This window comes from Pseudomonas sp. AF03-9, assembly GCF_020515815.1.
Classification (GTDB): Bacteria; Pseudomonadota; Gammaproteobacteria; order Pseudomonadales; family Pseudomonadaceae; genus Aquipseudomonas.
Window position 1 is genome coordinate 77,310 of record NZ_JAHPJF010000021.1, and the last position, 25,467, is coordinate 102,776.

A 25,467-nucleotide genomic window follows, 5' to 3' on the forward strand; every position below is an offset into this window, starting at 1 on the left:
CGACCTATCGATTCCGCGTTATTTATTTAAAAAAATATTTCAATTTATATTTTGAAATGATTTTTGAAATGCCTAAGAGCGAATAAAAATGAAAAAAACGCCTTTTATCGCATGGTCAATTTCCTGGAGCATTCCACGCTCCACGAACCTGTTTCGGGTCTCCCTGTCGCGGAGGCTGCCATGAACCAGACCCTCGCAGCGCCAAGTGTATGGACCGACGGCAAGCGCCACCTGTGGTGGTTGGGCATCATGCCGCTGGCCACGCCGCTGTTGTCCGGCGCGCTTGCCATCAGTACGGGCATCCAGCAATTGTGGTGGGTCGGTGTACTGGTGATCTTCGGCCTGATCCCACTGATCGACGGCCTGCTCGGCGAAGACGTCAGCAACCCGCCCGAATCCGCCGTCAGCCAGCTTGAATCCCAACGCTACTACCGCTGGATCGTCTACACCGGCGTGCTGTTCGTGATCTCATCGGTGGTGATCACCGGCTGGCTGGCCGCCGGCGGCATCGACTGGATCATTGGGGGCGGCCTGTTGCACGCCGTCGCCGATCTCGACCCCGCCAGCTGGCCGGCCCGCGCCGCCGCCTACATCACCGCGCGTACGCAGTTGCATGGCGAGCTGAGCTGGTTCACCTACCTGGGCATGGCCATGTCGACCGGCGCCGCCACCGGTATTGCCATCAACACCGCCCACGAACTGGGGCACAAACCCAATGCGCTGGAAGTGTTTCTCGCCAAGGTCACCCTGGCGCCGACCTTCTACGGGCACTTCTACACCGAACACAACCGTGGCCATCACGTGCGCGTCGCCACCCCGGAAGACCCGGCCAGCTCACGCCTGGGGGAAAGCTTCTGGGCCTTCCTGCCGCGCTCGGTGTGGTTCAGCGCCCGTTCGGCCTGGAACCTCGAGCGCGAACGCCTGCGCAAACTCGGCCTGCCGGCCTGGCACTGGCGCAACGGTGTGCTCAGCGCCTGGATGTACAGCGTGGTGTTGTGGGGCGCGATGATCGCCTGGTTGGGGGCAGCGGTGATTCCGTTCCTGCTGATCCAGGGCATCTACGGGTTCTCGCTGCTTGAAGTGGTCAACTATGTCGAACATTACGGCCTCAAGCGTCAGAAGTTGCCCAATGGTCGTTATGAACGTTGTTCGCCACGCCACTCCTGGAACAGTAATCGGATTGTCACCAATATCTTCCTGTTTCAACTGCAACGGCACTCCGACCACCATGCCAACCCCACTCGTAGTTATCAGTCGTTGCGCCACTTTGATGAATCACCGCAACTTCCTTATGGCTACGCGAGCATGATTGTGTGGGCCTATGTTCCCTACTTGTGGCGACGCCGCATGGATCATCGGGTACTCAATCACTATGCCGGTGATATAACCCTGACCAATCTTCAGCCGTCGCAACGCTTGAAGTATCTGGAGAAGTACAGCGGCAGTGCCAAGCCGTTCTAATGTGAACTGATAGATCAACAGTAGACTCGGGATCTGTGTATCGCGCAGGTTTTTATCGCCCGAATTACGCTGAACGTTAGTTGCAAGAAGTTTGTTTGACCCGAACAACAATAATTTCAAGGGAAGGACGTACACCATGCACACACCTGCCAGGTTCACCAGCCACCTCGTATTGGCCGCACTTGGGTTGATTGCCTATCAACAGGCCCAGGCCGCGCGCATCGAGCCCGCCGGCAGCGCCTTTACGGCCCAGGGCCCGATCAGCTTTTCCAAGGGCGCGCTGATCAGCGCCGACTGCACCATCAAGGTCGCCGGCAAAGTTGCGGCCGACGGCACTTCGGTGAATGTCGATAAAGTCGAGTTCGACGGCGGCCTAAAGTGCAGCCGCGTCGAAGCCATCAACTTGCCGTGGGTCTTGATCGCCAAAGACACCAAGAGTGGTTCCATGTCGAAGATCAGCGTGGATGTGCACGCCTTTGGCCTGGGCGGCAAGTGCGGGCCATCAACGGCCGATGGCACGTGGGATAACGCCACCGGCAAGTTGGAAGCGAGCAATGTACCGATTGGCGAAGACTGCAAGATCAAAACGGTATCGATCAAGATGCCGCCAAACTTCAAGGTTGTTGAATAAGCATCAGATGTTGTTGTGGTAATCGAATTGAGATTTGGCTGGAAAGGGAAGTTCTGCAGTTTCACCGTGACCTCTCGTTCATGGCCATTACCCCCTGGCGAAATGAATTCGCCATAACATGTGAGGAAAAACAATGAAAAGTTTGAAAACCCTCGTATCGTTGTCTGCTTTGGCTGTTTGCATGGGTGCTGCGTCGATGGCCAATGCCAGCACCATTACCCCTAACCCAACAGCGTTCACCACGCCAGGCGGTACGATTGCCGTGAGTTCGCCAGCGTCTCTTGGCATCCCTGTGAACTGCGGCATTGTTTTCACCGGCTCAGTTGCCGCTGGGGGGGCTTCAGCGTCGATCACCGGCGCCACTGTTACCGGCGGCGGCTTGTGTGGCGTTCCGGTTCTGCTGGGCCTGCCTTGGACACTGACGCCTGGCGCCGGTACGTCGGGCGTGTACACCGGCACGGTGTCTGGCGTTAACTTCAAGATCGTAAATGATTGCGCCACTGCCCCTACCACGATCGATGTGAAGTTCGATAACGCGACCCATGCCCTGACCATCGGTACTGCGCAAACAGTCGGCAAGTGCAAGATCACCGCGCTCAATGTCACACCGTCTCCGCAATTCACGCTTAACCCTTAATGCAACTGGCTGATTTGACGTGGTGATCACACGTTGAAAAAAAGCAGGTGTCTTGCAAAAGGCACCTGCTGCTTCAGGCCATATCGGCGCAACCGATCATGGTTGAAAACAATAATAAGGAGTGGAGCATGAACAATAAGAAACAGCAGGCGCACGCATTCCTCGGTCTTGCGTTGTTGGGAGGCTTGATTGCGACTGCCGGCTCGGCACATGCCGGTGGCTTCTCTACTCCGACCTTCGGGGCAGAAGGTTGGGGTCGGGCTTTTGGTGGTGGTTCGATGTTTAAGAATGACCCGTCATCGGCCTTTAACAACCCTGCCGCCATGGCGTTTATTGATCACAACATTGCGCAGTTCAATGTTGACTACGCACGCATTAATATCAAATACAAAGGCACGGCCAAGGACTATGCCGGCAACCCTACGTCATCCACGACCTTTGACCCCGATACCTTTGTGCCCACTTCAGTGCCGCGCACCGGTGATGGTGGCCAAGGCGGTTTTACGGCCTGGCTGCCGACTGGGTTCATGGTCATGCCTATCGGTGATCGTTTCGCCTTTGGCCTGAGCCAAGTCGTGCCCATGGGCGCGCGTACTACCTGGGACAATGACTGGAAGGGCCGGGATTTCGCGGTTGACACACGGATCGAAACCGTTGGGTTGACCGGATCGCTGTCGTTCAAGGTCAATGATCAATTCTCTATCGGCGCTGGTGCAATTGTTCAGCACACCAAAGGTTTCGTCAGCCAGAACGTTGACTTGTATGCGGCGGCGGCGCTTGCGCCGAATTCGACTCAATTTCCGGCGGGCATTGGCTATTCGCTGATGCGCGTCAAAGTCGACAACACCTCGGTGGGTTGGTTTGCCGGCCTGGCCTGGAAACCAACACTGCAGGACACTGTCGGTTTGAACTACCACGCCAAGATCAAGAACAAGCTTGAGGGCAAATACAATATCTACGCCGATGAAGGGTCGACGGGGCTGATCGAGGGTGGGTTGCCGGGTCTTTTGTACCCTGGCCTGAACCTGCAAATGAACGGTAAAGCCTCGACGCAGTTGGATGTGCCTGCCAACGCTTCCATCGACTGGGTACACAGTTTCACCGGCAGCCTGGACCGCCTGACCCTCGGCGCCAGTGTCACTTGGACCCAATGGTCATCGTTCAAAAACCTGACGTTGAAGTCTGAAGGTTCGACCATCGTCGCCATCCCTTACAACTACAAGGATGCCTGGATGGTCTCCCTCGGTGGCGACTACAAACTCACCGACGACTTCACCTTGCGCGCCGGTGTGGCGACTGACCAGACACCGACCCGCAACTCCACCCGCGACCCGCGTATCCCGGACGGCGACCGGATCTTCACCTCCTTGGGCTTTGGCTACAAAGTCCGCGCCATCCCCGGCCTGGGCATCGACGGTTCCTACTCCCACCAATTCGTGGAAAAGGCCAAGTTGAAAACCCACAACCAGGACCGTCTTGGCGGTGCATCGCTGGACGGTAAAGCCGACGCCTACGGCGATGTCGTCAGCCTGGGGGTGACCTACGAGTTCTGATCCCGCGTAACGTCCCGCAATACCGGTATGAGTGGGCAGTCAGCGCATCTTTCTGTCGTATTCCATGCCGGTCATGCATCGACGGGTCGCACGCGACCCGTTCCGATTTCCCACTCAATCAACGTATCTGGCTGACCCTGTTCAGTCGGTGATTTTTTCGCCCAAGCATTAAATAAAAATTTCAAAACAAAATTTGAATTTATCTTTCCAAGTTTGTAGTGTGGCTTTACGCCGCAGGTCTGTAGGACCTGTCGCGTCACAGCCGTACCCTGAATCGAGTAGAGGTATCCCTATGGTTATCTGGTTATTGATGGGTTTCGCAGCCGCGATTGCTTTGGCGTATCGACAAGCTGCCGCCACCCTGTGGCTGGGCGCCGGCCTGCTCTGGCTGGCAGTGGGCTACCTGTTCAACGTAGTGGCTGCTGTTGGCGTGACGGTCGCAGCGCTGCTGGTGCTGGCACCGGCTGCGCTGCTGAGCATCAAACCCTTGCGCCGCGTATTGTTGACCAACAAGGCCCTCGGCCTGTTTCGTACAATCATGCCGGCAATGTCCGACACCGAGCGCGCGGCCATCGAGTCTGGCACGGTGTGGTGGGACGCCGAGCTGTTCAGCGGCAAACCCGACTGGCAACGTCTGTTGCACGCCGCGCCAGCGCGCCTCAGCGCAGAAGAACAAGCCTTCCTCGACAACGAGGTGGAAACCCTCTGCGACATTGCCAATGACTGGGAAACCACCCAGGTCTGGCAGGACATGTCCCCCGAGGGCTGGCAGTACACCAAGGACGCCGGTTTCCTCGGCATGATCATCCCCAAGCAGTACGGCGGCAAAGGCTTCTCCCATTACGCGCATTCGCAGGTGGTGATGAAGCTGTCGACGCGCTGCTCGGCGGCGGCGATTTCGGTGATGGTGCCCAACTCCCTGGGCCCGGCCGAGCTGCTGCTGCATTACGGCACCGATGCCCAGCGCAACTACTACCTGCCGCGCCTGGCGCGGGGCGAAGACATCCCGTGTTTTGCCCTGACCAGCCCCTACGCGGGCTCCGATGCCGGGGCGATTCCGGATCTCGGCATCGTCTGCAAAGGCAGGCATGAGGGCCAGGAAGTCCTGGGTTTTCGCGTGACCTGGGACAAGCGCTACATCACCCTGGGCCCCATCGCTACCGTGCTCGGCCTGGCGTTCCGCGCCGAAGACCCGGACGGTTTGCTCGGCGCCGCCGGCTCCCTGGGCATCACATGTGCGTTGATTCCGACGTCCCATCCCGGCGTCAACAGCGGTCGGCGCCACTGGCCGCTGAACGCGGTATTCCAGAACGGCCCGACCACCGGCAAAGACGTTTTTATCCCACTGGAATGGGTAATCGGCGGCCGCGAGCAGATCGGCAATGGCTGGCGCATGTTGATGGAATGCCTGGCAGCAGGGCGCGCCATTTCCCTGCCGTCGGCCAACGTCGGCCTGGGCAAGGTGGCGGTGCGCGGCACCACGGCGTACGCGGCGATGCGCAAACAGTTCGGCCTGCCCATCGGTAAGTTCGAAGGCGTGCAGGCACCGTTGGCGCGCATGGCCGGGCACCTGTATGCCTGCGATGCGGTGCGCAAGGTGTCGGTGGCGTCCCTCGATGCGGGGGAGAAGCCCTCGGTGATCTCGGCCATCGCCAAGTACCACGTGACAGAGCGTGCGCGGATTATCGTCAACGACGGCATGGACATCGTCGCCGGCAAGGGTATCTGCATGGGGCCGAACAACTTCCTCGCCCGTGCCTACCAGCAAAGCCCGATTGCCATCACGGTAGAAGGCGCGAACATCATGACCCGCTGCCTGATCATTTATGGCCAGGGCCTGATCCGTTGCCATCCCTATGTGTTCCGCGAGATGGAGGCGGCGCGCAACCCTGACCGGCGCAAAGCCCTGGAAGAGTTCGACAGCGCAATGTTCGGCCATGTGAGCTTTGTGTTGGCCAACACCGTACGCGCGGCGGTGCATTCTCTGACGGGTGGGCGGCTACTCTCCGCACCAGCCAAGACCGACCCGGCGCTGGCGTCCTACTACCGCCAGGCCAATCGGCTGTCGGTGGTACTGGCGTTGGTCTCGGACATTTCCATGGGGGTGCTCGGCGGTGCGCTCAAGCGCAAGGAAAGTATCACCGGACGCCTGGGGGATATTCTGTCGCAGCTGTACATTTTGTCCTGCGTGCTCAAGCGCTTCGAGGACGACGGTCGGCCGCAGGCGGACCTGCCCCTGGTGCACTGGTCGGCCCAGGATGCCTTGCTGCGAGCGCATGAAGCGTTGGCCGAAGTGCTCGCCAACTACCCGTCGCAAGCGGCTGCGGCGGTGCTGCGCGGCTTGAGTTTTCCGTTCGGGATTCCATCGCGCAAACCGTCGGATCACCTGCTGGCCCAAGTGGCCGAGGTGGTGCAGACCCCCGGCGAAACCCGCGACCGTCTGCTGGCCAATTCCTACATCCCACGGCCGGAAATCGACAAGTTGGCGTATGGCGAACTGGGGTTCCGTTTATTGCCACAGGTGGAGTTGATCGACGCACGGCTCAAACCTGCGATCAAACAAGGCCTGATCGAACCCCTGCCGATTTCCGCCACGGCCTTCACCGCCTGGCGCGTCAAGGCGCGGGCGCTGGATTTGATCAGCGACGACGAAGACAGCTTGCTGGCGCGGTATGTGGAATACGCCGACCACGCGATCCAGGTCGACGACTTCCCGCAGGACTTCGGGCTGCTGGAAGCGTTGCAGCAGCGCAAGCAAGCGCTGGAACCGGCGACCAAGCGCCGTAGCAGCCAAGGCGAAAACGCCTCGGTGAATTAGCTGCAACGCGGCCAATGTGGGCGTCGGGCTTGCCGGCGCCCACAGGGGCCGGGTTTACAGGTCAAGACACTGTGAGTGGATCTTTCTATGAGTGACAGCTACTTATCTTTTGTTAACTCCCCCTGGGGCCGTCGCCTGGCCCAGGCCATCGGCTTGCCGCAGCCCTTGGCGCTGCAACGCCACCGCAGCGGCCAGCCCGGCCTGGCCAACCCGGTGATCGTCGCCGGGGCAGGGCGCCTGACCGCACAAGTGCAACAGCTGTTCAGCGCCACCGACACGGTCACCGCCACCGCGGCGACCCTCACGGCGCCGTCCACCGGCAAGGTGCAGGGTGCGGTGTTTGATGCCAGCGACATCAGCGGCCTGCAACAACTCGATGAGCTCTATGTGTTTTTCCACGCCAACGCCAAGCGTCTCGGCCAGCACGGCCGTGTGGTGGTGCTCGGCACCGCGCCGGAACACTGTGCGGACTTGCCCCAGGCCATCGCCCAGCGTGCGCTGGAAGGTCTGGTGCGTTCGCTGGCCAAGGAACTGCGCCGCGCGATCACCGTGCAATTGCTCTATGTTGCGCCGGGCGCCGAAGACGCGCTGGACAGCAGCCTGCGCTTCTTCCTGTCGCGCCGTTCGGCCTACGTCTCGGGGCAAGTGGTGCGCCTGGAACCGCCGGTCGATGGCCACGTTGCCGTCAACTGGGACAAACCCTTCACCGGCCGTCGCGCACTGGTCACCGGCGCGTCCCGTGGCATCGGCCTGGCGATTGCCCAGGTGCTGGCCCGCGACGGTGCGCACGTGGTGTGTGTGGATGTGCCCCAGGCCCAGGAATCCCTGCAACAGGCGGCCGACAGCGTAGGCGGTTCTGCGTTGCCGTTGGACATCACCAGCGCCGACGCAGCCACCTTGTTGCACGCCCATGTCGGCCAATACGGCGCTTTCGACGTGGTGGTGCACAACGCCGGGATCACCCGCGACAAAACCATCGCCAAAATGACCGAAGCCGCCTGGCGCAGTGTGCTGGCGGTCAACCTGGAAGCGCCGTTGCACCTGAGCAATGCGCTGCTGGACAACCAGGGCGTCAATCCTGGTGGGCGCATCGTGTGTGTGTCGTCGATCTCCGGCATCGCCGGCAACCTCGGGCAGAGCAACTACGCCACCTCCAAGGCCGGGGTGATCGGCCTGGTGCAGGGCCTGGCGCCGCAGGCGGCGGCGCGCCAGGTCACGGTGAATGCGGTGGCACCGGGGTTTATCGAAACCCAGATGACCGCGAAGATCCCGCTGATGATCCGCGAGGCGGGACGACGCATGAATTCGTTGTCCCAGGGCGGCCAGCCGATAGATGTGGCCGAGACGATTGCCTGGCTGGCGCATCCGGCGTCCGGCGCGGTCAACGGCCAAGTCGTACGGGTGTGCGGGCAAAGCCTGCTGGGAGCTTGAGCCATGGACTACGTGACACAGATTATCGATCCACCGCCGTCGCGCAGCCAACTGCTGATGGATGGCCTGCGCGGCCTGCGTAAACCAGAGCTCGATGGGCCGCCCGCGCTGCCCGTGGAACGTCTGGTGCGCTCGGCGGTGGCGTTGTCGGCTGCCGAGATTGGCGCCTATGGGCGTGCCTGCGGTTTTCGCCATGAGCAGGGCGTGCCGCTGTCGTTTCCCCATGTGTTGGCGTTCCCGCTGCACTTGATGCTGCTGACGCGGCCAAGTTTTCCGTACCCGGCCAGCGGCATGGTGCACCTGGCCAATCGCATCCGTCAGCACCGGCGCCTGCACGAGGGCCAGGCCTTGCGCCTGGAAGTGTTCTGCGCGCGCTGGGTCGCGCATCCCAAGGGCCAGGCGCTGAGCATCGCCACCCGTGCCTACAGTGAAGGCAGCCTGGTGTGGGAAAGCGACAGCCTGTACCTGCGCCGAGAGGTAAAAAATCCGGTCGGTGAGCCGTGGAATGATGGTTTGCCGTTGCAGGAAGAAGGCCTGCTGCGCACCCAGCGCTGGGTGTTGCCCGCCGACCTTGGCCGGCGTTTTGCCAGGGTGTCGGGGGATTTCAATCCGATCCACACCTCGGTGATCGGCGCGAAGCTCTTTGGCTTTCGGCGCGCCATTGCCCACGGCATGTGGACCCTCGGCCGCGCACTTGCAGCCCAGCAACCGCCCGGCGGGCTGGACCAGGCCGAGGCCCATTGCGACTTCAAGCTGCCGATTTTCCTGCCTGGCCAGGTCGCCCTGTGGAACCACCCCGCAAGCGGCCCGCGCCGTGAGTTTGAGGTGCGCAATTTTGCCGGTGATAAACCGCACATGCGCGGGCTCTTTGTCTGGAATGAGAACCGTCGATGACTGACTACAGCTTCAACCCGGCTCCGACTCGCCGTGTGGCGATTATCGGCGGCAACCGTATCCCGTTTGCTCGCTCCAACACCGTGTATGCCCACGACAGCAACCAGGACCTGCTGGTGGCGGCGCTGCAAGGTCTGGTCGACCGCTATAACCTGCACGGCCAGCGTCTTGGCGAGTTTGCCGCCGGGGCTGTGATCAAGCATTCGCGGGATTTCAACCTGGCGCGGGAGTCGCTGCTGTCCACCACCTTGTCCCCGGACACACCGGCCTACGACGTGCAACAAGCCTGCGGCACTGGCCTGGAAGCGGCACTGCTGGTGGCGAATAAAATCGCCCTCGGCCAGATCGAAGTGGGTATCGCAGGCGGCGCGGACACCACCTCCGATGCGCCCATCGGCATCAACGAAGCCCTGCGCCACACCTTGCTCGCGGCCAATCGCGCCAAAGGCCTGGGCGACAAGGTGAAGAGCTTGCTCAAGGTGCGCCCGTCGATGTTTTTCAAACCATTGCTGCCGCGCAATGGCGAGCCGCGCACCGGGCTGTCCATGGGCGAGCACTGCGAGGAAATGGCCAAGCGCTGGCAGATCAAGCGCCTGGCCCAGGATGAGCTGACGCTGACCAGCCATCAACGCCTCGACGCCGCCTACCGGCGGGGCTTTTTCGATGACCTGATCAGCCCCCATCGTGGCCTGGCGCGGGACAACAACCTGCGTGCCGACACCAGCCTGGAGAAACTCGCCAGCCTGGGCCCGGCCTACGACCGCCAGAACGGTACGCTCACGGCGGGTAACTCCACGCCGTTGACCGATGGCGCCTCGGTGGTGCTGCTGGCCAGCGAGCAATGGGCTGCCGCCAATGGCTGGCCGGTGCTGGCGTATCTACGCACCGGCGAAACAGCGGCGGTGAATTTTGTCGACGGCACCGAGGGCCTGCTGATGGCCCCGGCCTACGCCGTGCCACGCATGCTCCAGCGTGAGGGCCTGAGCTTCAAGGACTTCGATTTCTTTGAAATCCACGAAGCCTTCGCCGCCCAGGTGCTGTGCACGCTCAAGGCCTGGGAAGACGCCGACTACTGCCGCGAACGCCTGGGCCTGGACGCGCCGCTGGGCGCCATCGACCGCGCCAAAATGAACGTCAACGGCGGCTCGCTGGGCTGTGGCCATCCGTTTGCCGCTACTGGCGGCCGGCAACTGGCGACGCTGGCCAAGACCATCCATGCGAACGGCGGCGGGCGCGGCCTGATTTCCATCTGCGCTGCAGGCGGGCTGGGCATTACCGCCATCGTCGAAAAGTAGCTCTATCAAAAACAACAACAAGGAGACTGCCATGAGCACTGTAAGCCTGGAACACACCGAACGGATCTGGCTGAACGCGTACCTGCCTGGCGTGCCAGCGGACATCGATGCCGGGATCGAGGATTACCCGTCGCTGCGCGAAGTGTTCCTGGAGCACCTGGAAAAATTCCGCGAGCGTGTGGCCTATGTGAGCATCGGCACCGAAATGACCTACGCCGACTGGCACATCCAGGGCATCGCGTTCGCCGCCTGGCTGCAAGGGCAGGGCGTGCAGAAAGGCGACCGCGTGGCGCTGATGATGCCCAACTGCTTGCAGTACCCGATCTGCCTGTTGGGTACGATTTTGGCTGGTGCGGTGGTAGTCAACGTCAACCCGCTGTACACCGCCCATGAACTCAAGCATCTGCTCAAGGACAGCGGTGCCGAGACGGTGGTGATCTTCGAGAACTTCGCCCACACCCTGGAAAAGGCCGTGGCTGGCAGCAACGTCAAGCGCGTGGTGGTGGCAGCCATCGGTGACTTGCTCGGCACCTTCAAGGGGGCAGCGATGAACCTCATCCTGCGTCACGTGCAAAAGCAGGTGCCGCGGTTCAATCTGCCGGGTGCGTTGCGCTTCAACCGGGTGCTCACGCAAGGGCGCGCGCTCAATCACTTCCCGGTGCCCATGGGCCTCGACGACCTGGCCTTCCTGCAATACACCGGCGGTACCACCGGCGATGCCAAGGGCGTGATGCTCTGCCACCGCAATATCATCGCCAACCTGCTGCAAGCCAAGGCCTGGGTCGGTGACCAACTGGACCAGGACAAACAGGAAACCAACGTCACCTTGCTGCCGCTGTATCACATCTTTTCGCTGACGGTGAATTGCCTGATGTTCATGTGCCTGGGCGGGCGCAACATCCTGATCGCCAACCCGCGTGATGTGAAGCGGGTGCAGATGATCCTGCGCAAGGAACGCTTCAACGGCATTGCCGGGGTCAACACCTTGTTTAACGGTTTGCTGGAGAACAAGGAGTTCTGCGCGCGGGACTTTTCCGATTTGCGCATGGTGATTGCGGGTGGCATGGCCACTCACACCGCGGTGGCCAAGCGCTGGAAGGAGGTCACCGGGCTGCCGATTATCGAAGGCTACGGCCTGACCGAATGCTCGCCGGTGGTGAGTATCAGCCCGATCAACATTGCGCGCATGCGCGAGATGGACTTTACCGGCAGCATCGGCGTGCCGTTGCCGTCGACCTGGGTGCGCTTTATCCGCGAAGACGGTGAACTGGCCGACATCGGCGAGCAGGGCGAACTGCAAGTGCGTGGCCCGCAGGTGATGCAGGGCTACTGGAAGCGCCCGAAAGAGACGGCCGAGGTGCTGGATGCCGAGGGGTGGTTGTCGACCGGGGATATTGGCGTGATGGACGAACGCGGTTACATCCGCTTGGTGGACCGCAAGAAGGACATGATCCTGGTTTCGGGTTTCAACGTATATCCCAACGAGATCGAAGACGTGGTGGCGCTGCACCCGGGCGTCGCCGAAGTGGCAGCCGTGGGCGTCGAGGATGCGGTGACCGGGGAGAAGGTCAAGATCATCGTGGTGCGCAAGGACCCGAACCTGACGCAGGAACAGATTCTCGCCCATTGCCGGGAATACCTGACGGGGTACAAGGTGCCCAGGTACGTGGAGTTTCGGACTACCGAACTGCCCAAGACCACAGTCGGCAAGGTGCTGCGCAGGGCCTTACGCTGATAAACAGGCGGGGGACTCGATGATTGAGGCCGACACCTCTACCAACAGTACCGCCGCCTTCGCAGCCTCGCTAAAGCTCGGCAGCTCCCACAAGGGATTGGCGGTGTGAGGGGGATCTCCAGCCGAGCGCTGACAGCCCAGCAACACAGCTCAAATGTGGGAGCGGGCTTGCCCGCGAAAGCGGTGGTTCAGCCGAAACCTCTACCAACAGTACCGCCGCCTTCGCAGCCTCGCTAAAGCTCGGCAGCTCCCACAGGGGATTGGCGGTGCCCGAGGGATCTCCAGCCGAGTGCTGACAGCCCAGCAACACAGCTCAAATGTGGGAGCGGGCTTGCCCTCGAAAGCGGTGGTTCAGCCGAAACCTCTACCAACAGTACCGCCGCCTTCGCAGCCTCGCTAAAGCTCGGCAGCTCCCACAGGGGATTGGCGGTGTGAGGGGGATCTCCAGCCGAACACTGACATTCCAGCAACACCAATCACCTGTGGGAGCGGGCTTGCCCACGAAAGCGGTGTGTCAGTCAGCTCATTCATTGGCTGACCCACCGCGTTCGCGAGCAAGCCCGTCCCCACATAAATCCACTGCAATGTTGGGGACTAGACGCTGCTCACTTTGACCCAGCGTTCTTCGCTGGCGGCCACGCGAATGGCTGTTGCCAGTTGCTCCACCGCCCATGCCGCCTCGAAGTCAGTGCCATCCGTACCTTGACCGGCCACGGCCATGATCAACTCCTGCACCTCCAGCGTTTTCAATTCGTTGTAACCCAACTGATGCCCCGCCGCCGGGCTGAATGCCGCGTAGCCGGGCAGGGCTGGCCCCGCGAGCAGGCGCTGGAAGCCGTCCTGGCCGACACGGCACAAACGCAGTTCATTCAGGCGCTCCTGGTCGAAGGCCAGCGTGCCTTTCGTCCCGCTGATCTCGAAGCTCAGGTGGTTCTTGTAGCCATGCTTGAGCCAACTGCTGCTCACCGTGCCGCGCGCGCCGTTGGCGAAGCGCAGCAGGGCATGCACCTGGTCGTCGACGGCGATGGTTTTCAGTTCGCTGCTGCCTTTGACCGCCGGTCGCTCGGTGTGCACGGTGTGGGTGTCGGCGCAGACGCTGGCCACGTCGCCCACCAAAAAGCGCGCCATCGACAGCAAATGGCTGCCCAGGTCGGCCAGGGCGCCGCCGGCATGTCCGACTTCGCAGCGCCATGACCAGGGCGAGGTCGGGTCGGCCATGAAGTCTTCGCTGAACTCACCCTGGAAGCTGATGATGTCGCCCAAATCGCCATTGGCAATCATCTGCCTGGCCAGCGTGATCATCGGGTTGTGCTGGTAGTTATAGCCGACCCGCGTCACCACCCCGGCGGTGCTGGCGGCGCGGCGCATGGCGTCGGCTTGCTCCAGGCTGACGGCCAGGGGTTTTTCGCAGTAAACCGCTTTGCCGGCGGCGATGGCGGCCATGGCCATGGGGTAGTGCAGGTGGTTGGGCGTGGTGATGGCCACGATGTCGACGTTGGGGTCATTGATCAACGCCTGCCAGTCACCGTGGGCCTGGGCGAATCCCCAGGCGTTGGCGCAGCGTTGGGCGCGCTCGGTGTCGGCGTCGGCCAGGGCGGCCAGTTTGAGAGTGACCGGCAGTTCGAATACCGCGCGGGCGTTGTTGAACGCCAAGGCATGGGCGCGGCCCATGAAGCCTGTGCCGATCAAGCCGATTCCGAGTTCACGCATAGCCGTGGTCCTTTGCATTATTGTTTTCAGAGGCGCTATTAATGGAATAAAAATTCCTTAAACTCAATAGGTGGAATAAAAATTCATTGCGTGTCGACAATCACTCCGGCGAATGCAGCTATATTCAGCTCGTGGCCAAATGCCGCCAGTTAACAAAACATAACGTAGCGCCGATTGTCAGACGATTCGAAAGCCCGATAGGATGGCCCCTGCTTCCTCCAGGCGCTCTAGATTGCAGGTTTCAAGGCCCCGGAAGGCAGGCGATAACAATAATAAATGGGAGAAAGGTCTATGAGTGAGCCTGTCATGGGTTGGGTTGTTTGCCGCCCACATGCCGCACGCAGGGTTGCGTTGCTGGCCACAGCGCTCTCGCTGTTTGGGGCCGTCGCGTTGCCGACGGCCGTCCAGGCCGCCAGCGATACCCCCGCCGCAGCGGTGTTTGCGATTGAATCCCCCAAGGCCGCCAAGGGCCTGATGATCGACGTTGTCCACGCCGGCAAGCGCCTGGTGGCGGTCGGTGATCGCGGGCACATCCTCTATTCCGACGACCAGGGCGCCACGTGGGCCCAGGCCAAGGTCCCCACCCGGCAATTGCTCACGGCGGTGTATTTCGTCGATGACAAGCAAGGTTGGGCGGTGGGCCATGATGCACAGATCCTCGCCACCGCCGACGGGGGCGTCACCTGGACCCAGCAATTTCAAGACCTCAAGCGCGAAGCCCCCTTGCTCGACGTATGGTTCAACGACGCCAACCACGGCCTGGCCGTTGGCGCCTACGGCGCGCTGATCGAAACCACCGACGGCGGCAAGACCTGGAACGACGTCAGCGAGCGTCTCGACAACGAAGACCAGTTCCACCTCAACGCCATCGCCCATATCAAGGATGCCGGCCTGTTTATCGTCGGCGAGCAGGGCAGCATGTTCCGCTCCAGCGACGACGGCCAGACCTGGGAAAAGCTCCAAGGCCCCTACGAGGGCTCGTTGTTTGGCGTGATCGGCACCGCCCAGCCGCAGACCTTGCTGGCCTTTGGCTTGCGCGGCAACCTGTACCGCTCCACGGATTTTGGCAGCACCTGGGAGCAGGTCGAACTGAATGCCGCACGGGGCGCGCTGGAGTTCGGCTTGTCCGGCGCGACCTTGCTGGACGACGGCGCCATCGTGGTGGTCGGCAATGGTGGCAGCGTGGTCGTCAGCCATGACGACGGACTGACCTTCAGCGTCTTCAATCGCCCGGACCGGATTTCCCTCTCCTCGGTGACGGCGGCAGGCAATGGCAATTTGATCCTCGCGGGGCAGGGTGGCGTGCGTGTCGCCACCGTTGCCGGCGCAGAGCTCTCAAAATAATAAGAAGGCGGGGATTCAATGAGCAGTCATCACAACGATAAAGCGACCTTTCTTGAGCGTCTGATCTTCAACAACCGCCCGGCAGTCATCGTGATCTGCCTGCTGGTGAGTGTTTTCCTGTTCTGGCAGGCGACGTTGATTCGCCCGTCCACCAGCTTTGAAAAAATGATCCCCCTCAAGCACCCCTTCATCGAGAAGATGATGGAGCACCGCAACGACCTGGCGAACCTGGGCAACACGGTGCGGATTTCGGTGGAGGCCAAGGACGGCGACATTTTCACCAAGGAGTACATGGAGACCCTGCGGCAGATCAACGACGAGGTGTTCTACATCTCCGGCGTCGACCGTTCGGGCCTCAAGTCGCTGTGGAGCCCCAGCGTGCGCTGGACCGAAGTGACCGAAGAAGGCTTTGCCGGCGGTGAAGTGATCCCGCAAAGCTACAACGGCTCGGCGGAAAGTCTCGATCAACTGCGCAACAACGTGCTCAAGTCCGGCCAGGTCGGGCGGTTGGTGTCCAACGATTTCAAATCAAGCATCGTCGACATCCCGCTGCTGGAGTCCTACCCGGACCCGCAGGACCAGGGCAAGTTGCTGGCCCTGGACTACCGCAAGTTCTCCCATGAACTTGAAGACAAGATCCGTGACAAGTTCGAAGCGCAGAACCCCAACGTCAAGATCCACATCGTCGGCTTCGCCAAGAAGGTCGGCGACCTGATCGACGGCCTGGTGATGGTGGTGATGTTCTTCGGCATCGCGTTTGTCATCACCCTGATCCTGCTGTTGTGGTTCACCAACTGCCTGCGCAGCACTATCGCCGTGTTGAGCACCACGCTGGTGGCGGTGATTTGGCAATTGGGGCTGATGCACTTTTTCGGCTTCGGGCTGGACCCGTATTCGATGCTGGTGCCGTTCCTGATTTTTGCCATCGGTATTTCCCACGGCGTGCAGAAGATCAACGGCATCGCCCTGCAATCCAGCGAGGCCGACAACGCGCTGACGGCGGCGCGGCGCACGTTCCGCCAACTGTTCCTGCCGGGGATGATTGCGATCCTGGCGGATGCGGTGGGTTTCATTACGTTGTTGATCATCGACATCGGCGTGATCCGTGAGCTGGCCATCGGTGCCTCCATCGGCGTGGCGGTGATTGTGTTCACCAACCTGATCCTGCTGCCGGTGGCGATTTCCTACGTCGGCATCAGCAAGCGCGCCATCGCCAAGAGCAAGAAAGACGCGAACCGCGAGCATTCGTTCTGGCGCCTGCTGTCGAACTTTGCCAGCCCGAAAGTCGCGCCGATCTCCATCGCCCTGGCCCTGGTGGCCTTTGGCGGCGGCCTCTGGTACAGCCAGAACCTGAAGATCGGCGACCTCGATCAGGGCGCGCCGGAACTGCGTCCGGACTCGCGCTACAACAAAGACAACAACTTCATCATCAGCAACTACTCCACCAGCTCCGACGTGTTGGTGGTGATGGTCAAGACCAACGCCGAAGGCTGCTCGCGCTACGAAGCCATGGCGCCCATCGACCAGTTGATGTGGAAGATGCAGAACACCGAGGGCGTGCAGTCGGCGATCTCGCTGGTGACCGTGTCCAAGCAGATGATCAAGGGCATGAACGAGGGCAACCTGAAGTGGGAAACCCTGTCGCGTAACCCGGATGTGTTGAACAACTCCATCGCCCGGGCCGACGGCCTGTACAACAACAATTGCTCCCTGGCGCCGGTGCTGGTGTTCCTCAATGACCACAAGGCCGAGACCCTCGACCGGGCGGTGCATGCGGTGCAGGAGTTTGCCAAGGAGAACAACAGGGACGGCCTGGAATTCATCCTCGCCGCCGGTAACGCCGGGATCGAAGCGGCCACCAACGAGGTGATCAAGGAATCCGAGCTGACCATCCTGATCCTGGTGTACCTGTGCGTCGCGACCATGTGCATGATCACCTTCCGCTCCTGGGCGGCGACCCTGTGCATCGTGCTGCCGCTGGTGCTGACTTCGGTGCTGGGTAACGCGCTGATGGCGTTCATGGGCATTGGCGTCAAGGTCGCCACCTTGCCGGTGGTGGCGCTGGGCGTCGGGATCGGCGTGGACTACGGCATCTACATCTACAGTCGCCTGGAAAGCTTCCTGCGTGCGGGCCTGCCGTTGCAAGAGGCGTACTACCAGACGCTCAAGTCCACCGGTAAAGCCGTGCTGTTCACCGGCCTGTGCCTGGCGATCGGCGTGTGCACCTGGATCTTCTCGGCGATCAAGTTCCAGGCCGACATGGGCCTGATGCTGACCTTCATGTTGCTGTGGAACATGTTCGGTGCATTGTGGCTGCTGCCGGCACTGGCGCGGTTCCTGATCAAACCCGAGAAATTGGCGGGGCAGAAGGGCAACTCACTCTTCGCCCATTGATCGATTAGACCAATGCCGCAAGGCACGGCGGGGGAATTGACCTATCATGTGTCTTTTCCCCCGCAGTGACTTCACATCATGACCGACGCAACACCAAACCTGAGCAGCGCCCTGAACGACAGCGACATGCTGATCATCAACGGGCTGCACGCCTTCGAGTTCATCTTTGACCAGCATTTGCTGATCGAGAGCATGGACGGTCGGGACCTCAAGCGTTGGAAGTTCAGCCCCGAACAACTGGCCGCCGCCACCTTCGATGAAAGCCTGCAAAGCTGGTTGCTGATCAATGAAGAGGGTGAGCACCGCCTGGTTTGTTTGAGCGCGTTCACCGGCAACAATAACGACGAGGACGAAGCCGATGCTGATGCGTAAATTCTGGCCCCTGCTGATGGCGGGCAGTGTTGGCGCGATGTCGGTGCAGGCCGCACCGGCCGAGACCTATGAACTGTTGGTCGGCAGCTATACCGCCGGCACCAGCGAAGGCATCTACCGCCTGCAATTCGACAGCCGTACGGGCAAGTTCCAGGGCCAGCCGGTACTGGCGGCCAAGGCCGCCAACCCGTCGTGGCTGACCGTTTCCAAGGACCAGAAACATTTGTTTGTGGTCAATGAGAACGGCCCGGGTCAGAACGATCCGGTCGGTCGTGTGAGCAGTTACCGCATCGACCCACAAAGTCATCAACTGACCCTGATCAATCAGGTGCAGAGCCTGGGCAACGAGCCGACTCATTCCAGCGTGGCTGCTGACGGGCGTTATCTGTTCGTCGCCAACTATTCGGTATTGGAAGATCCGGGCGGCAGCCTGGCGATCCTGCCCGTGGACGCCGCCGGCAAGCTGTCGGCACCCGTGCAGTTGAGCGGGCACCCGGCCAGCCGTGTGAACCCTGAGCGCCAGGCCTCCAACCATGTGCATTCGGTGGTGTCGTCGCCGGATGGCAAGTACGTGTTTGTGCAGGACCTGGGAGCAGACAAGGTGTTTGCCTATCGTTACGACCCCAAGGCCAATCATGAACTGCCGTTGACTCCGGCCGAGCCCGCCTCGGTGCAGTTGCCGCCGGGCAGCGGTCCACGTCATCTGCTGTTCAGCGCCGATGGCAAGCATGCGTGGCTGACCACCGAGATGAGTGCCCAGGTCGCGGTGTTCGACTACCAGGATGGCAAGCTCAGCCAGACTCAGCTGGTGGACTTCGCTGCCGGGCAACCGGCTGCGGACAAGGCCGGTGCGGCACTGCATGCGTCCGCCGATGGCAAGTTCCTGTACGTGAGCAACCGTGGCACCGCCAATCAGTTGCTGGTGTTCGGCATTGACCCGGCGACCGCACACCTCACGGAACTGCAACGCCGTTCCGTCGAAGGCGATCATCCGCGCGAGTTCAGCCTGGACCCGAGCGGCAAGTTTCTGCTGATCGCCAACCAGAAAAGCAATGAAATTGTGGTGGTCGAGCGTGACCCCAAGACCGGCCTGCTGGGTAAAACCGTGCAGAAATTGCCGATAGATGCGCCCAGCGACCTCAAGTTCCTGGTGCGTCAATAAGCCACAGGCCCCGCACTGCGGGGCCTGAGCCTTTCTATTAATTCGAGTGATAACGGCTACTGTTTCAAAGCATTTCTAAGGTTCAACCCTCGGGCGTAAGTTGGGTTCCAAGGCCTTCCCGGCCACTCAAACCAAACGAACACAAGGGTAACCGACATGAACTTGAACCTCTTCTCCATCATCGCCGCTTCCGCCGTTTCCGCAACTGTGGCCCTGCCAGCGGCCGCCAGCGTGGAACTCACCGGCAAGAAATCCAGCACCAGCGCCTACACCCAGAAATACCTGCAACAGAGCGCCAACTTCTATGCCGCACTGGATCACAAGGCTCAGCACTGAATTCAAGATCATCTGAATCTAATGTGGGAGCTGGCTTGCCTGCGCCGCAGACACCTCGGTGAATCGGTTGTACCGAGTTGATGCTATCGCAGGCAAGCCAGCTCCCACAGTCGATCGTGTTGCTCTCAGGGTTTTGCCATCACTGCGACAAAGAGCGGTGAATCCAGAAACCGCTGTAGCCATACCTGCAACCGTTTATACGATGTACCGGCAAACCACACTCGATCCACATGGGCAAACTGACGCACAAACGGCGCCAGTGCAGCATCCGCCAGGGTCAGGTGGTCTGCCAGCAGGTAATCCCGCTCGGCCAATAACCCCTCCAGCTTGTGCAAAAACACCTCGCCCTCGGCCCGATAGTGCTCCATTGACTGCTCCGGGTAGCGTTCGGCGTACTTGTAGCGGTTCAAGTGTTGCTTGAAGACCTGGTCATTCTCGGCAATCAACGCCAGCACCGCCGGGTCGCCGCCGAGCAGCCAATCCTGCGGATCGTTCTGCGCCAGCGCCCACTGCATGATTTCCAGGCTCTCCTCAATCACGCGGCCATCAACGCTCAACACTGGCACCGTGCCCTTGGGCGACAGCGCCAGCATCTCGGCCGGCTTGGCCTTCAGGCTGACCTCGACGATACGCACCGCCACGCCTGAGTAGCGCAACGCCAACCGCGCACGCATCGCGTACGGGCAGCGTCGGAACGAGTACAGCAGCACCTCGCTCACTTGACCTCCAGGGTGCTCAAGCCATTGCCCTGACGCTTGACCTGGATCTGCACCGGGATGCGCTCGTGCATTTCCTGCACGTGGGAGATCACTGCCACCTTACGCCCCTGGGCTTGCAAGCCGTCCAGCGCATCCATTGCCAATTGCAGGGATTCGGGGTCGAGGCTGCCGAAACCTTCGTCGATAAACAGCGATTCGATCCTCAACGTGCTCGACGCCATCGACGCCAGGCCCAACGCCAGCGCCAACGACACCAGGAAAGTCTCGCCACCGGACAGCGAATGCACCGAGCGCAGTTCATCGCCCATTTCGGTGTCCAGTACCAACAGGCCGAGCATGCTGCCACCGCGCTTGAGGCGGTAGCGGCGCACCAGTTGGCGCAGTTGCACGTTGGCGTGGTGCACCAGCAGGTCGAGGTTGTAGGCCTGGGCGATCTTGCGGAATTTGTCGCCGTTGGCCGAGCCGATCAACGCTTCCAGACGGGCCCAGCGCTGCCATTCTTCATAGGCTTTGGCGGTGGTCAGCGCGAGGCTGTGATTGGCATCTTGGCGGCGCTGGTCTTCGGACTGGCGCGCACGCAGTTCGGCGAGGTGTTTTTCGCCGTCGGCCAATTGTTGGTTGAGCGCCACCAGGGTGCTGTCCAGTTGCTCGGCATCAAGGTTGCCGTTGTGCAAGGCCAGGTGCTCGGCCAGGCGCTGCTCGCGCTCTTGCAGCAGCACCTTGGCTTGTTCGACGGCTTTTTCACTGTGCTGCACCTGCTGGCGCAGCGCACTGACCTGCGCCTCATCGAAGGCCAGCAGGCGTGCGAGGCCGCTGTCATCCAGCTCGGGATGCAGGGCGCGCCATTCGCTGATGCGGCTGTCGAGCGTGTGCTGTTCGGTCAGCAGCGCCTGCTGGCGTTCCTGCTGGGCCTTGAGGTCGGCAGCCAACTGGATCAAGGCGTTGTGCAACTCGTGCAGTTGCGTGTTGGCGTCGGCTTCGCTTTGGCGTGACTGGGTCACGGCCTGTTCCAACTGCTGTTGCCAGTGTTCGGCGCTCGGATGCTCGCCCAACAAGGTGCTGAGCGTGTGCTGTGCGGCCTGATGCTGTGCGGTCACGTCGCGCAGTTGTTGCAGCAGTGCGTCGAGCTGTTGCTGGCGATGTTGCTGGTGGGTCTGTTCTTTCTCGATGGCGTGCTGGCGTTCTTGTTGTTCGGCCAGTTCATCTTTTTGCTGGCCCAACTGTTCAAGGCGCTGGCTGACCTGCTGGTCCAACTGCATGAAGGTCGCCGCCGGTTCGCTGCGCAAGCCTTCCAGTGTCTCGGTGGGCAACAGGCTGGCGAACCCATTGAGTTCTTCGTCGAGGCGTTCGCGGTCGCTGGACAGTTCGCGCTGCTGGTCCACCAGCAATTGGCGGGCTTGCTGGCTGGCGTCCTGGGCGGCTTGCAGTTGTTGCTGCAAGCGCCCGGCATTTTGTTGCAGGTTGAGCAGGGCGCCTTGGCGTTGTTCGTCCTGGCTGATGCTTTGTGTCAGTTGGCTGAGCTGCTGGGCCAGCCATGCGCTGCGCTTGGCCGCGTCCTGATTGAACAGCAGGGCTGACAGCGGGTGTGCGTCCAGGCTGGGCGCCAGGGCGCTTTGTTGCGCAGCGAGTTGTTCCTGCTGTTGCAGGAACTCCTTTTGCTGGGCGATCAGGCCGCCCACTTCACCCCGCAGTTCGGTGAGTTTTTCCTTGAGGGTGTCGACGGCTTTTTGCGCCGTGGCCTCTTCATTCTCGTCATGCCGACCGAGACTTTGCAGCAGCGCTTCGGGCTGGTGATACGGGTGTTCGTGGCTGCCGCACACCGGGCACGGTTGATCGTCCTGCAACTGCTCGCGCAGTTCCTCGACGCTGGCACTGCGCGCCAGGCGTTGGCGTTCCAGCAGCTGTTTGGTCACCGTCAGCGTCTGCTCGGCTACCGTCAACTCGGCCTTGGTTTGCAGGCCGGTCTGGTTCAGCTGTTCGCGTTGCTGCTGGGCGTCGGCAAGCTTTTGTGTCAGCGCGCCGGACTGTTGATCCAGTTGCTGCTGGCTGTCCCACAGGCGCGTGAGGTCTTCGAAGGCACGCTGTTGCTTGCGATTGTCTTGCAGCAGGCTGGCGAGCAGCTGGATTTGCTCGGCCACGGCGTGGGGTTCGGCGCCGGCCTCTTGGTACAACAGGTCCAGGGCTTCGCGTTGCTGGGTGAACCGTTCGGCGGCGGCAGTGGCGCGCTGTTCCAACTGCGGCAGTTCGGCCTGGCCCTTGTTCAGGCGATTGCCGATCAGCATCAACTGTTGCAGACGCTCACGGTAAACGGTCCAGGCATCGCCCAGCGGCGCGAGTGCGGCGCTGCGCTCCAGCCCGGCGGCGAGGCGTTGCAGGCGCTCAGTGACGGCGGCCTGCTTTTCCTGCAAGGCTTTGAGCAGGTTCTGGCCTTCGGTGCAGGCGCTTTGCTGTTGCTGTTTGTCGTCGTTGCGCTTGGCCAGGTCTTTGGCCAGGTGAGCGAGGGTGTTCTGTTCGGCGAAGGCCTGTTGCAGCAGCGGCCCTGCGTCGACTTGCTGTTTGACCGCGTCGGCCAATGCGGCCTGGGCGGCGGCTTGTTGCTGCTGGGCCTGGGCCTGCCGGGTAAGCAGCTCGGTCTGTTGGGTGTTGGACGCCTGAATCTGCGCGGCCAAAGGCGTCAGCATGCCGAGCAGCTCGGCTTGGCGTGTGAACTGGTGGCGCTGCGGTGCCAATTGTTCGAGGCGGCTCAGGTCCTGGCGTTGTTGGCCCTGGTTATCCCAGTCCGCTTGCGCGCGCTGGAGCTGTTCGGTGGCGTCGAGTTGGCGTTGTTGCCATTCACGCAGCTCCTTGAGCCAGGTGTGCTGCAACTCCAGCTGCTTGAGCTGGGCCTGCTGGACCTTGAGCTGTTGCTGGGCCTGGATGAACTGCTCATCCAGCTCGGCGCGGGCTTCAGGGGCCAGGGGCACCACGCCGGTGGCCTGGTCTTGCAAGTGTTTGTGGGCGTCCTTGGCCTCCTTGGCCTTGTCGAACGCACGGCGGCCGAGGCGGGTGTACAGCGCGGTGTCGGTGAGTTTCTCCAGCAGCTCGCTGCGTTCGTTGTCGTTGGCCTTGAGGAACGCACTGAATTCGCTCTGGGCCAGCAATACGGCGCGGGTGAACTGTTCGAAGTTCAGGCCCAGGGCCAGTTCCAACTGGGTCTTGTATTCGGTTTTCTGGCTGGCCAGCAGTTGTTCGCTGTCCAGGTCGATCAGGCTCTGGCGGCTGTTCTGCAATTTGCCGCTGGCCTTGTCGCGGGCGCGGTTGGCTTCCCAGCGCGCACGGTAGCGACGGCCACTGACGCCGACAAAATCCACCTCGGCATAGCCGCCACCCGTGCCACGGCGCAGCAAGGTGCGCGGATCGCCGATGGAAATGTCGCTGTCGGCATCGGGCATCTTGGCCTGGCCGGTGTCGCCCAGTCGGGGCACGGCGCCGAACAGCGCCAGGCACAGTGCGTCGAGCAGGGTGCTTTTACCGGCGCCGGTGGGGCCGGTGATTGCAAACAACCCGGCGCTGGCCAGGGGTTCGGCGGTGAAGTCGATTTCAAACGGGCCGGCCAGGGAGGCCAGGTTTTTCAGGCGGATGGCGAAGATCTTCATGGCTGTTCATCCTCCTGTTGCACGTCCTGGAGCAGCACGGCGAAATCCTTCAAGGTCTGTTCATCCACTTCGCTGCCATAGCTGTCCTGCCAGGCGCGGCTGAACAGTTCCTGGGGGGTGAGCTGGTCGAGTTCTATCAGCCGCGCTTCGCCTTCCTCCTCCCGTGGGCCGGTGCCTGCGTACTCGGCGGCGATACGCACCAGGCGCACGGCCTTGCCTTGCAGAGCGGCTTCGATCTGCTGGCGCAGGTCGGGTTGGGGTTCGTCGAGGCGCACGCGCACTTCCAGCCAGGGGTGGTGCTGGGTTTCGGCGAGCAGGTCGACGTCGGGCAACTCGCTCAAGGCCGTGAGAATGTCGGCCAGGGGCGCGGCTTCCAGGCGTTGCAGGTTGACCGACCGCGGAATCAGCAACGGTTCGACGCTGACCAGTCGCTCGCCTTGGAACAACACGTCGAGAATCTGGTGCTTGTAGCCAATTTCGGAAAACGACAGTGGGATCGGCGAGCCGCTGTAGCGAATACGTTCTTCACCATTGACCTTTTGCGGCTTGTGCAAATGGCCGAGGGCAACATAAGCGACGCTTCTATCAAACAGCTTGGCCGGCAGCGCCTCGGCATTGCCGATGATCAGGCTGCGTTCGGAGTCTTCCGATACCGAGCCCCCAGCCATGTGCGCGTGGCTGATGGCAACCAGCGCCTGGCCTTTTTTACGCTTGGCGTTGGCAGCAGCGATGAGCGCCTCATGCACCTGGCCGATACCGCGCAGGTAATCGTCACCCAGGTGCGCGCCCGTGACTTCCGCGGGGCGCAAAAACGGCAACGCCAGGCACCAGCCGACAATCTTGCCTTTGGCATTCGGCAGGGGGATCAGCAGGCGTTCGGCATCCAGTTGGCCGTCGTCCAGCCACAGCACGCGACCCAGGGCGTGGGTGCGCAAGCGGCGCATCAACGGCGCGGGCAGCTCGATACGCGAACCGGAGTCATGGTTGCCGGCGATCATCACGATGGTGAGGTCGGGGTTTTGTTCGTGGGCACTGATGATGAAATCGTACAGCTGCTCCTGGGCTTTGAGCGGCGGGTTGACCGTGTCGAAGATGTCGCCGGCGATCAACAGCACATCCGGGCGCTGGGCCTTTAATTGCTCGAGCAGCCATTTGAGGAAGCAGGCGTGCTCGAAGTCGCGCTCCTGGCCGTGCAGGTTTTGCCCAAGGTGCCAGTCGGAGGTGTGGAACAGACGCAAGGCAAACTCCCTGGAGAAGATGAAAAGGAGGGGAGTTTACCTGTAAAAGCACGCACGGTGCCGGTGGCTAGCCAAGATCCAATGTGGGAGGTGCTGGGGAGC

18 protein-coding genes are annotated in these 25,467 nt (G+C 61.5%); 14 read left to right on the top strand and 4 right to left on the bottom strand.

The annotated features are described in order from the left end of the window. Positions 1-180 precede the first annotated feature (180 nt). The 9 genes from LIY36_RS23485 to LIY36_RS23525 all read left to right on the top strand — a co-directional run bounded on the left by LIY36_RS23485 (position 181) and on the right by LIY36_RS23525 (position 12,455). Positions 181-1,461 carry an alkane 1-monooxygenase gene (locus tag LIY36_RS23485; protein ID WP_226457347.1) on the top strand — a complete coding sequence of 427 codons (1,281 nt, stop codon included), beginning with the start codon at positions 181-183 and terminating at the stop codon, positions 1,459-1,461. A 136-nt stretch (positions 1,462-1,597) separates the two neighbouring features. After that, positions 1,598-2,092, top strand: a complete 495-nt coding sequence (gene praA / locus LIY36_RS23490; RefSeq protein WP_192300863.1) for an alkane oxidation protein activator PraA — start codon at positions 1,598-1,600, stop codon at positions 2,090-2,092. 133 nt (positions 2,093-2,225) lie between these two features. Then, complete coding sequence (praB, locus tag LIY36_RS23495) at positions 2,226-2,729, top strand: alkane oxidation protein activator PraB (RefSeq protein WP_226457348.1); 504 nt, start codon at positions 2,226-2,228, stop codon at positions 2,727-2,729. Between the two features lie 128 nt (positions 2,730-2,857). Continuing rightward, positions 2,858-4,282, top strand: coding sequence for an outer membrane protein transport protein (locus tag LIY36_RS23500; RefSeq protein WP_226457349.1), 1,425 nt, complete (start codon positions 2,858-2,860; stop codon positions 4,280-4,282). A gap of 292 nt (positions 4,283-4,574) precedes the next feature. After that, a complete protein-coding gene (locus tag LIY36_RS23505) occupies positions 4,575-7,100 on the top strand; it encodes an acyl-CoA dehydrogenase (protein ID WP_226457350.1) in 2,526 nt (841 codons plus the stop codon). Between the two features lie 87 nt (positions 7,101-7,187). Beyond that, positions 7,188-8,531, top strand: coding sequence for a 3-oxoacyl-ACP reductase (locus tag LIY36_RS23510; protein WP_226457351.1), 1,344 nt, complete (start codon positions 7,188-7,190; stop codon positions 8,529-8,531). A gap of 3 nt (positions 8,532-8,534) precedes the next feature. Beyond that, on the top strand, positions 8,535-9,425 hold the full coding sequence (locus tag LIY36_RS23515) for a MaoC/PaaZ C-terminal domain-containing protein (protein WP_226457352.1): 891 nt from the start codon (positions 8,535-8,537) through the stop codon (positions 9,423-9,425). Then, positions 9,422-10,720, top strand: coding sequence for an acetyl-CoA C-acetyltransferase (locus LIY36_RS23520; protein ID WP_192300869.1), 1,299 nt, complete (start codon positions 9,422-9,424; stop codon positions 10,718-10,720). The genes LIY36_RS23515 and LIY36_RS23520 overlap by 4 nt, the downstream gene beginning before the upstream one ends. Before the next feature lie 31 nt (positions 10,721-10,751). Continuing rightward, positions 10,752-12,455 carry an AMP-binding protein gene (locus tag LIY36_RS23525; RefSeq protein ID WP_226457353.1) on the top strand — a complete coding sequence of 568 codons (1,704 nt, stop codon included), beginning with the start codon at positions 10,752-10,754 and terminating at the stop codon, positions 12,453-12,455. A gap of 594 nt (positions 12,456-13,049) precedes the next feature. Here the strand turns inward: LIY36_RS23525 and LIY36_RS23530 are convergent. Beyond that, positions 13,050-14,165 (bottom strand): Gfo/Idh/MocA family protein, encoded by a 1,116-nt coding sequence (locus tag LIY36_RS23530; protein ID WP_226457354.1) that lies wholly within the window; start codon positions 14,163-14,165, stop codon positions 13,050-13,052. Between the two features lie 306 nt (positions 14,166-14,471). On the opposite strand from LIY36_RS23530, the gene LIY36_RS23535 reads away from it, so the two are divergent. The 5 genes from LIY36_RS23535 to LIY36_RS23555 all read left to right on the top strand — a co-directional run bounded on the left by LIY36_RS23535 (position 14,472) and on the right by LIY36_RS23555 (position 19,773). Further along, entirely contained in the window at positions 14,472-15,509 is a 1,038-nt protein-coding gene (locus tag LIY36_RS23535; protein WP_226457362.1) for a WD40/YVTN/BNR-like repeat-containing protein, read from the top strand. Between the two features lie 18 nt (positions 15,510-15,527). Further along, a complete protein-coding gene (locus LIY36_RS23540; RefSeq protein WP_226457355.1) occupies positions 15,528-17,903 on the top strand; it encodes an efflux RND transporter permease subunit in 2,376 nt (791 codons plus the stop codon). A 78-nt stretch (positions 17,904-17,981) separates the two neighbouring features. Next, positions 17,982-18,275 carry a DUF5629 family protein gene (locus tag LIY36_RS23545; protein WP_192300537.1) on the top strand — a complete coding sequence of 98 codons (294 nt, stop codon included), beginning with the start codon at positions 17,982-17,984 and terminating at the stop codon, positions 18,273-18,275. Beyond that, positions 18,262-19,437 carry a lactonase family protein gene (locus tag LIY36_RS23550; RefSeq protein WP_226457356.1) on the top strand — a complete coding sequence of 392 codons (1,176 nt, stop codon included), beginning with the start codon at positions 18,262-18,264 and terminating at the stop codon, positions 19,435-19,437. The genes LIY36_RS23545 and LIY36_RS23550 overlap by 14 nt, the downstream gene beginning before the upstream one ends. Positions 19,438-19,593: 156 nt before the next feature. Next, positions 19,594-19,773: a hypothetical protein gene (locus LIY36_RS23555; protein ID WP_226457357.1), complete on the top strand. Its 180-nt coding sequence runs from the start codon at positions 19,594-19,596 to the stop codon at positions 19,771-19,773. A gap of 125 nt (positions 19,774-19,898) precedes the next feature. Here LIY36_RS23555 and LIY36_RS23560 read toward each other — a convergent pair whose 3' ends face one another. From LIY36_RS23560 to LIY36_RS23570, 3 genes are read right to left on the bottom strand one after another with little or no spacing between them, the layout of a single operon-like run. Then, on the bottom strand, positions 19,899-20,492 hold the full coding sequence (locus LIY36_RS23560; RefSeq protein WP_226457358.1) for a glutathione S-transferase: 594 nt from the start codon (positions 20,490-20,492) through the stop codon (positions 19,899-19,901). Next, complete coding sequence (locus LIY36_RS23565; RefSeq protein WP_226457359.1) at positions 20,489-24,127, bottom strand: AAA family ATPase; 3,639 nt, start codon at positions 24,125-24,127, stop codon at positions 20,489-20,491. The genes LIY36_RS23560 and LIY36_RS23565 overlap by 4 nt, the downstream gene beginning before the upstream one ends. Then, entirely contained in the window at positions 24,124-25,365 is a 1,242-nt protein-coding gene (locus tag LIY36_RS23570; RefSeq protein ID WP_192300532.1) for an exonuclease SbcCD subunit D C-terminal domain-containing protein, read from the bottom strand. Before LIY36_RS23570 ends, LIY36_RS23565 begins: the two co-directional genes overlap by 4 nt. Positions 25,366-25,467: the final 102 nt, after the last annotated feature.

Excerpts from the sequence above, each read along its gene's own strand:
- LIY36_RS23485 (WP_226457347.1), top strand. The coding sequence starts at position 181 with ATGAACCAGACCCTCGCAGCGCCAAGTGTATGGACCGACGGCAAGCGC.
- praA (WP_192300863.1), top strand. The coding sequence starts at position 1,598 with ATGCACACACCTGCCAGGTTCACCAGCCACCTCGTATTGGCCGCACTT.
- praB (WP_226457348.1), top strand. The coding sequence starts at position 2,226 with ATGAAAAGTTTGAAAACCCTCGTATCGTTGTCTGCTTTGGCTGTTTGC.
- LIY36_RS23500 (WP_226457349.1), top strand. The coding sequence starts at position 2,858 with ATGAACAATAAGAAACAGCAGGCGCACGCATTCCTCGGTCTTGCGTTG.
- LIY36_RS23505 (WP_226457350.1), top strand. The coding sequence starts at position 4,575 with ATGGTTATCTGGTTATTGATGGGTTTCGCAGCCGCGATTGCTTTGGCG.
- LIY36_RS23510 (WP_226457351.1), top strand. The coding sequence starts at position 7,188 with ATGAGTGACAGCTACTTATCTTTTGTTAACTCCCCCTGGGGCCGTCGC.
- LIY36_RS23515 (WP_226457352.1), top strand. The coding sequence starts at position 8,535 with ATGGACTACGTGACACAGATTATCGATCCACCGCCGTCGCGCAGCCAA.
- LIY36_RS23520 (WP_192300869.1), top strand. The coding sequence starts at position 9,422 with ATGACTGACTACAGCTTCAACCCGGCTCCGACTCGCCGTGTGGCGATT.
- LIY36_RS23525 (WP_226457353.1), top strand. The coding sequence starts at position 10,752 with ATGAGCACTGTAAGCCTGGAACACACCGAACGGATCTGGCTGAACGCG.
- LIY36_RS23530 (WP_226457354.1), bottom strand. The coding sequence starts at position 14,165 with ATGCGTGAACTCGGAATCGGCTTGATCGGCACAGGCTTCATGGGCCGC.
- LIY36_RS23535 (WP_226457362.1), top strand. The coding sequence starts at position 14,472 with ATGGGTTGGGTTGTTTGCCGCCCACATGCCGCACGCAGGGTTGCGTTG.
- LIY36_RS23540 (WP_226457355.1), top strand. The coding sequence starts at position 15,528 with ATGAGCAGTCATCACAACGATAAAGCGACCTTTCTTGAGCGTCTGATC.
- LIY36_RS23545 (WP_192300537.1), top strand. The coding sequence starts at position 17,982 with ATGACCGACGCAACACCAAACCTGAGCAGCGCCCTGAACGACAGCGAC.
- LIY36_RS23550 (WP_226457356.1), top strand. The coding sequence starts at position 18,262 with ATGCTGATGCGTAAATTCTGGCCCCTGCTGATGGCGGGCAGTGTTGGC.
- LIY36_RS23555 (WP_226457357.1), top strand. The coding sequence starts at position 19,594 with ATGAACTTGAACCTCTTCTCCATCATCGCCGCTTCCGCCGTTTCCGCA.
- LIY36_RS23565 (WP_226457359.1), bottom strand. The coding sequence starts at position 24,127 with ATGAAGATCTTCGCCATCCGCCTGAAAAACCTGGCCTCCCTGGCCGGC.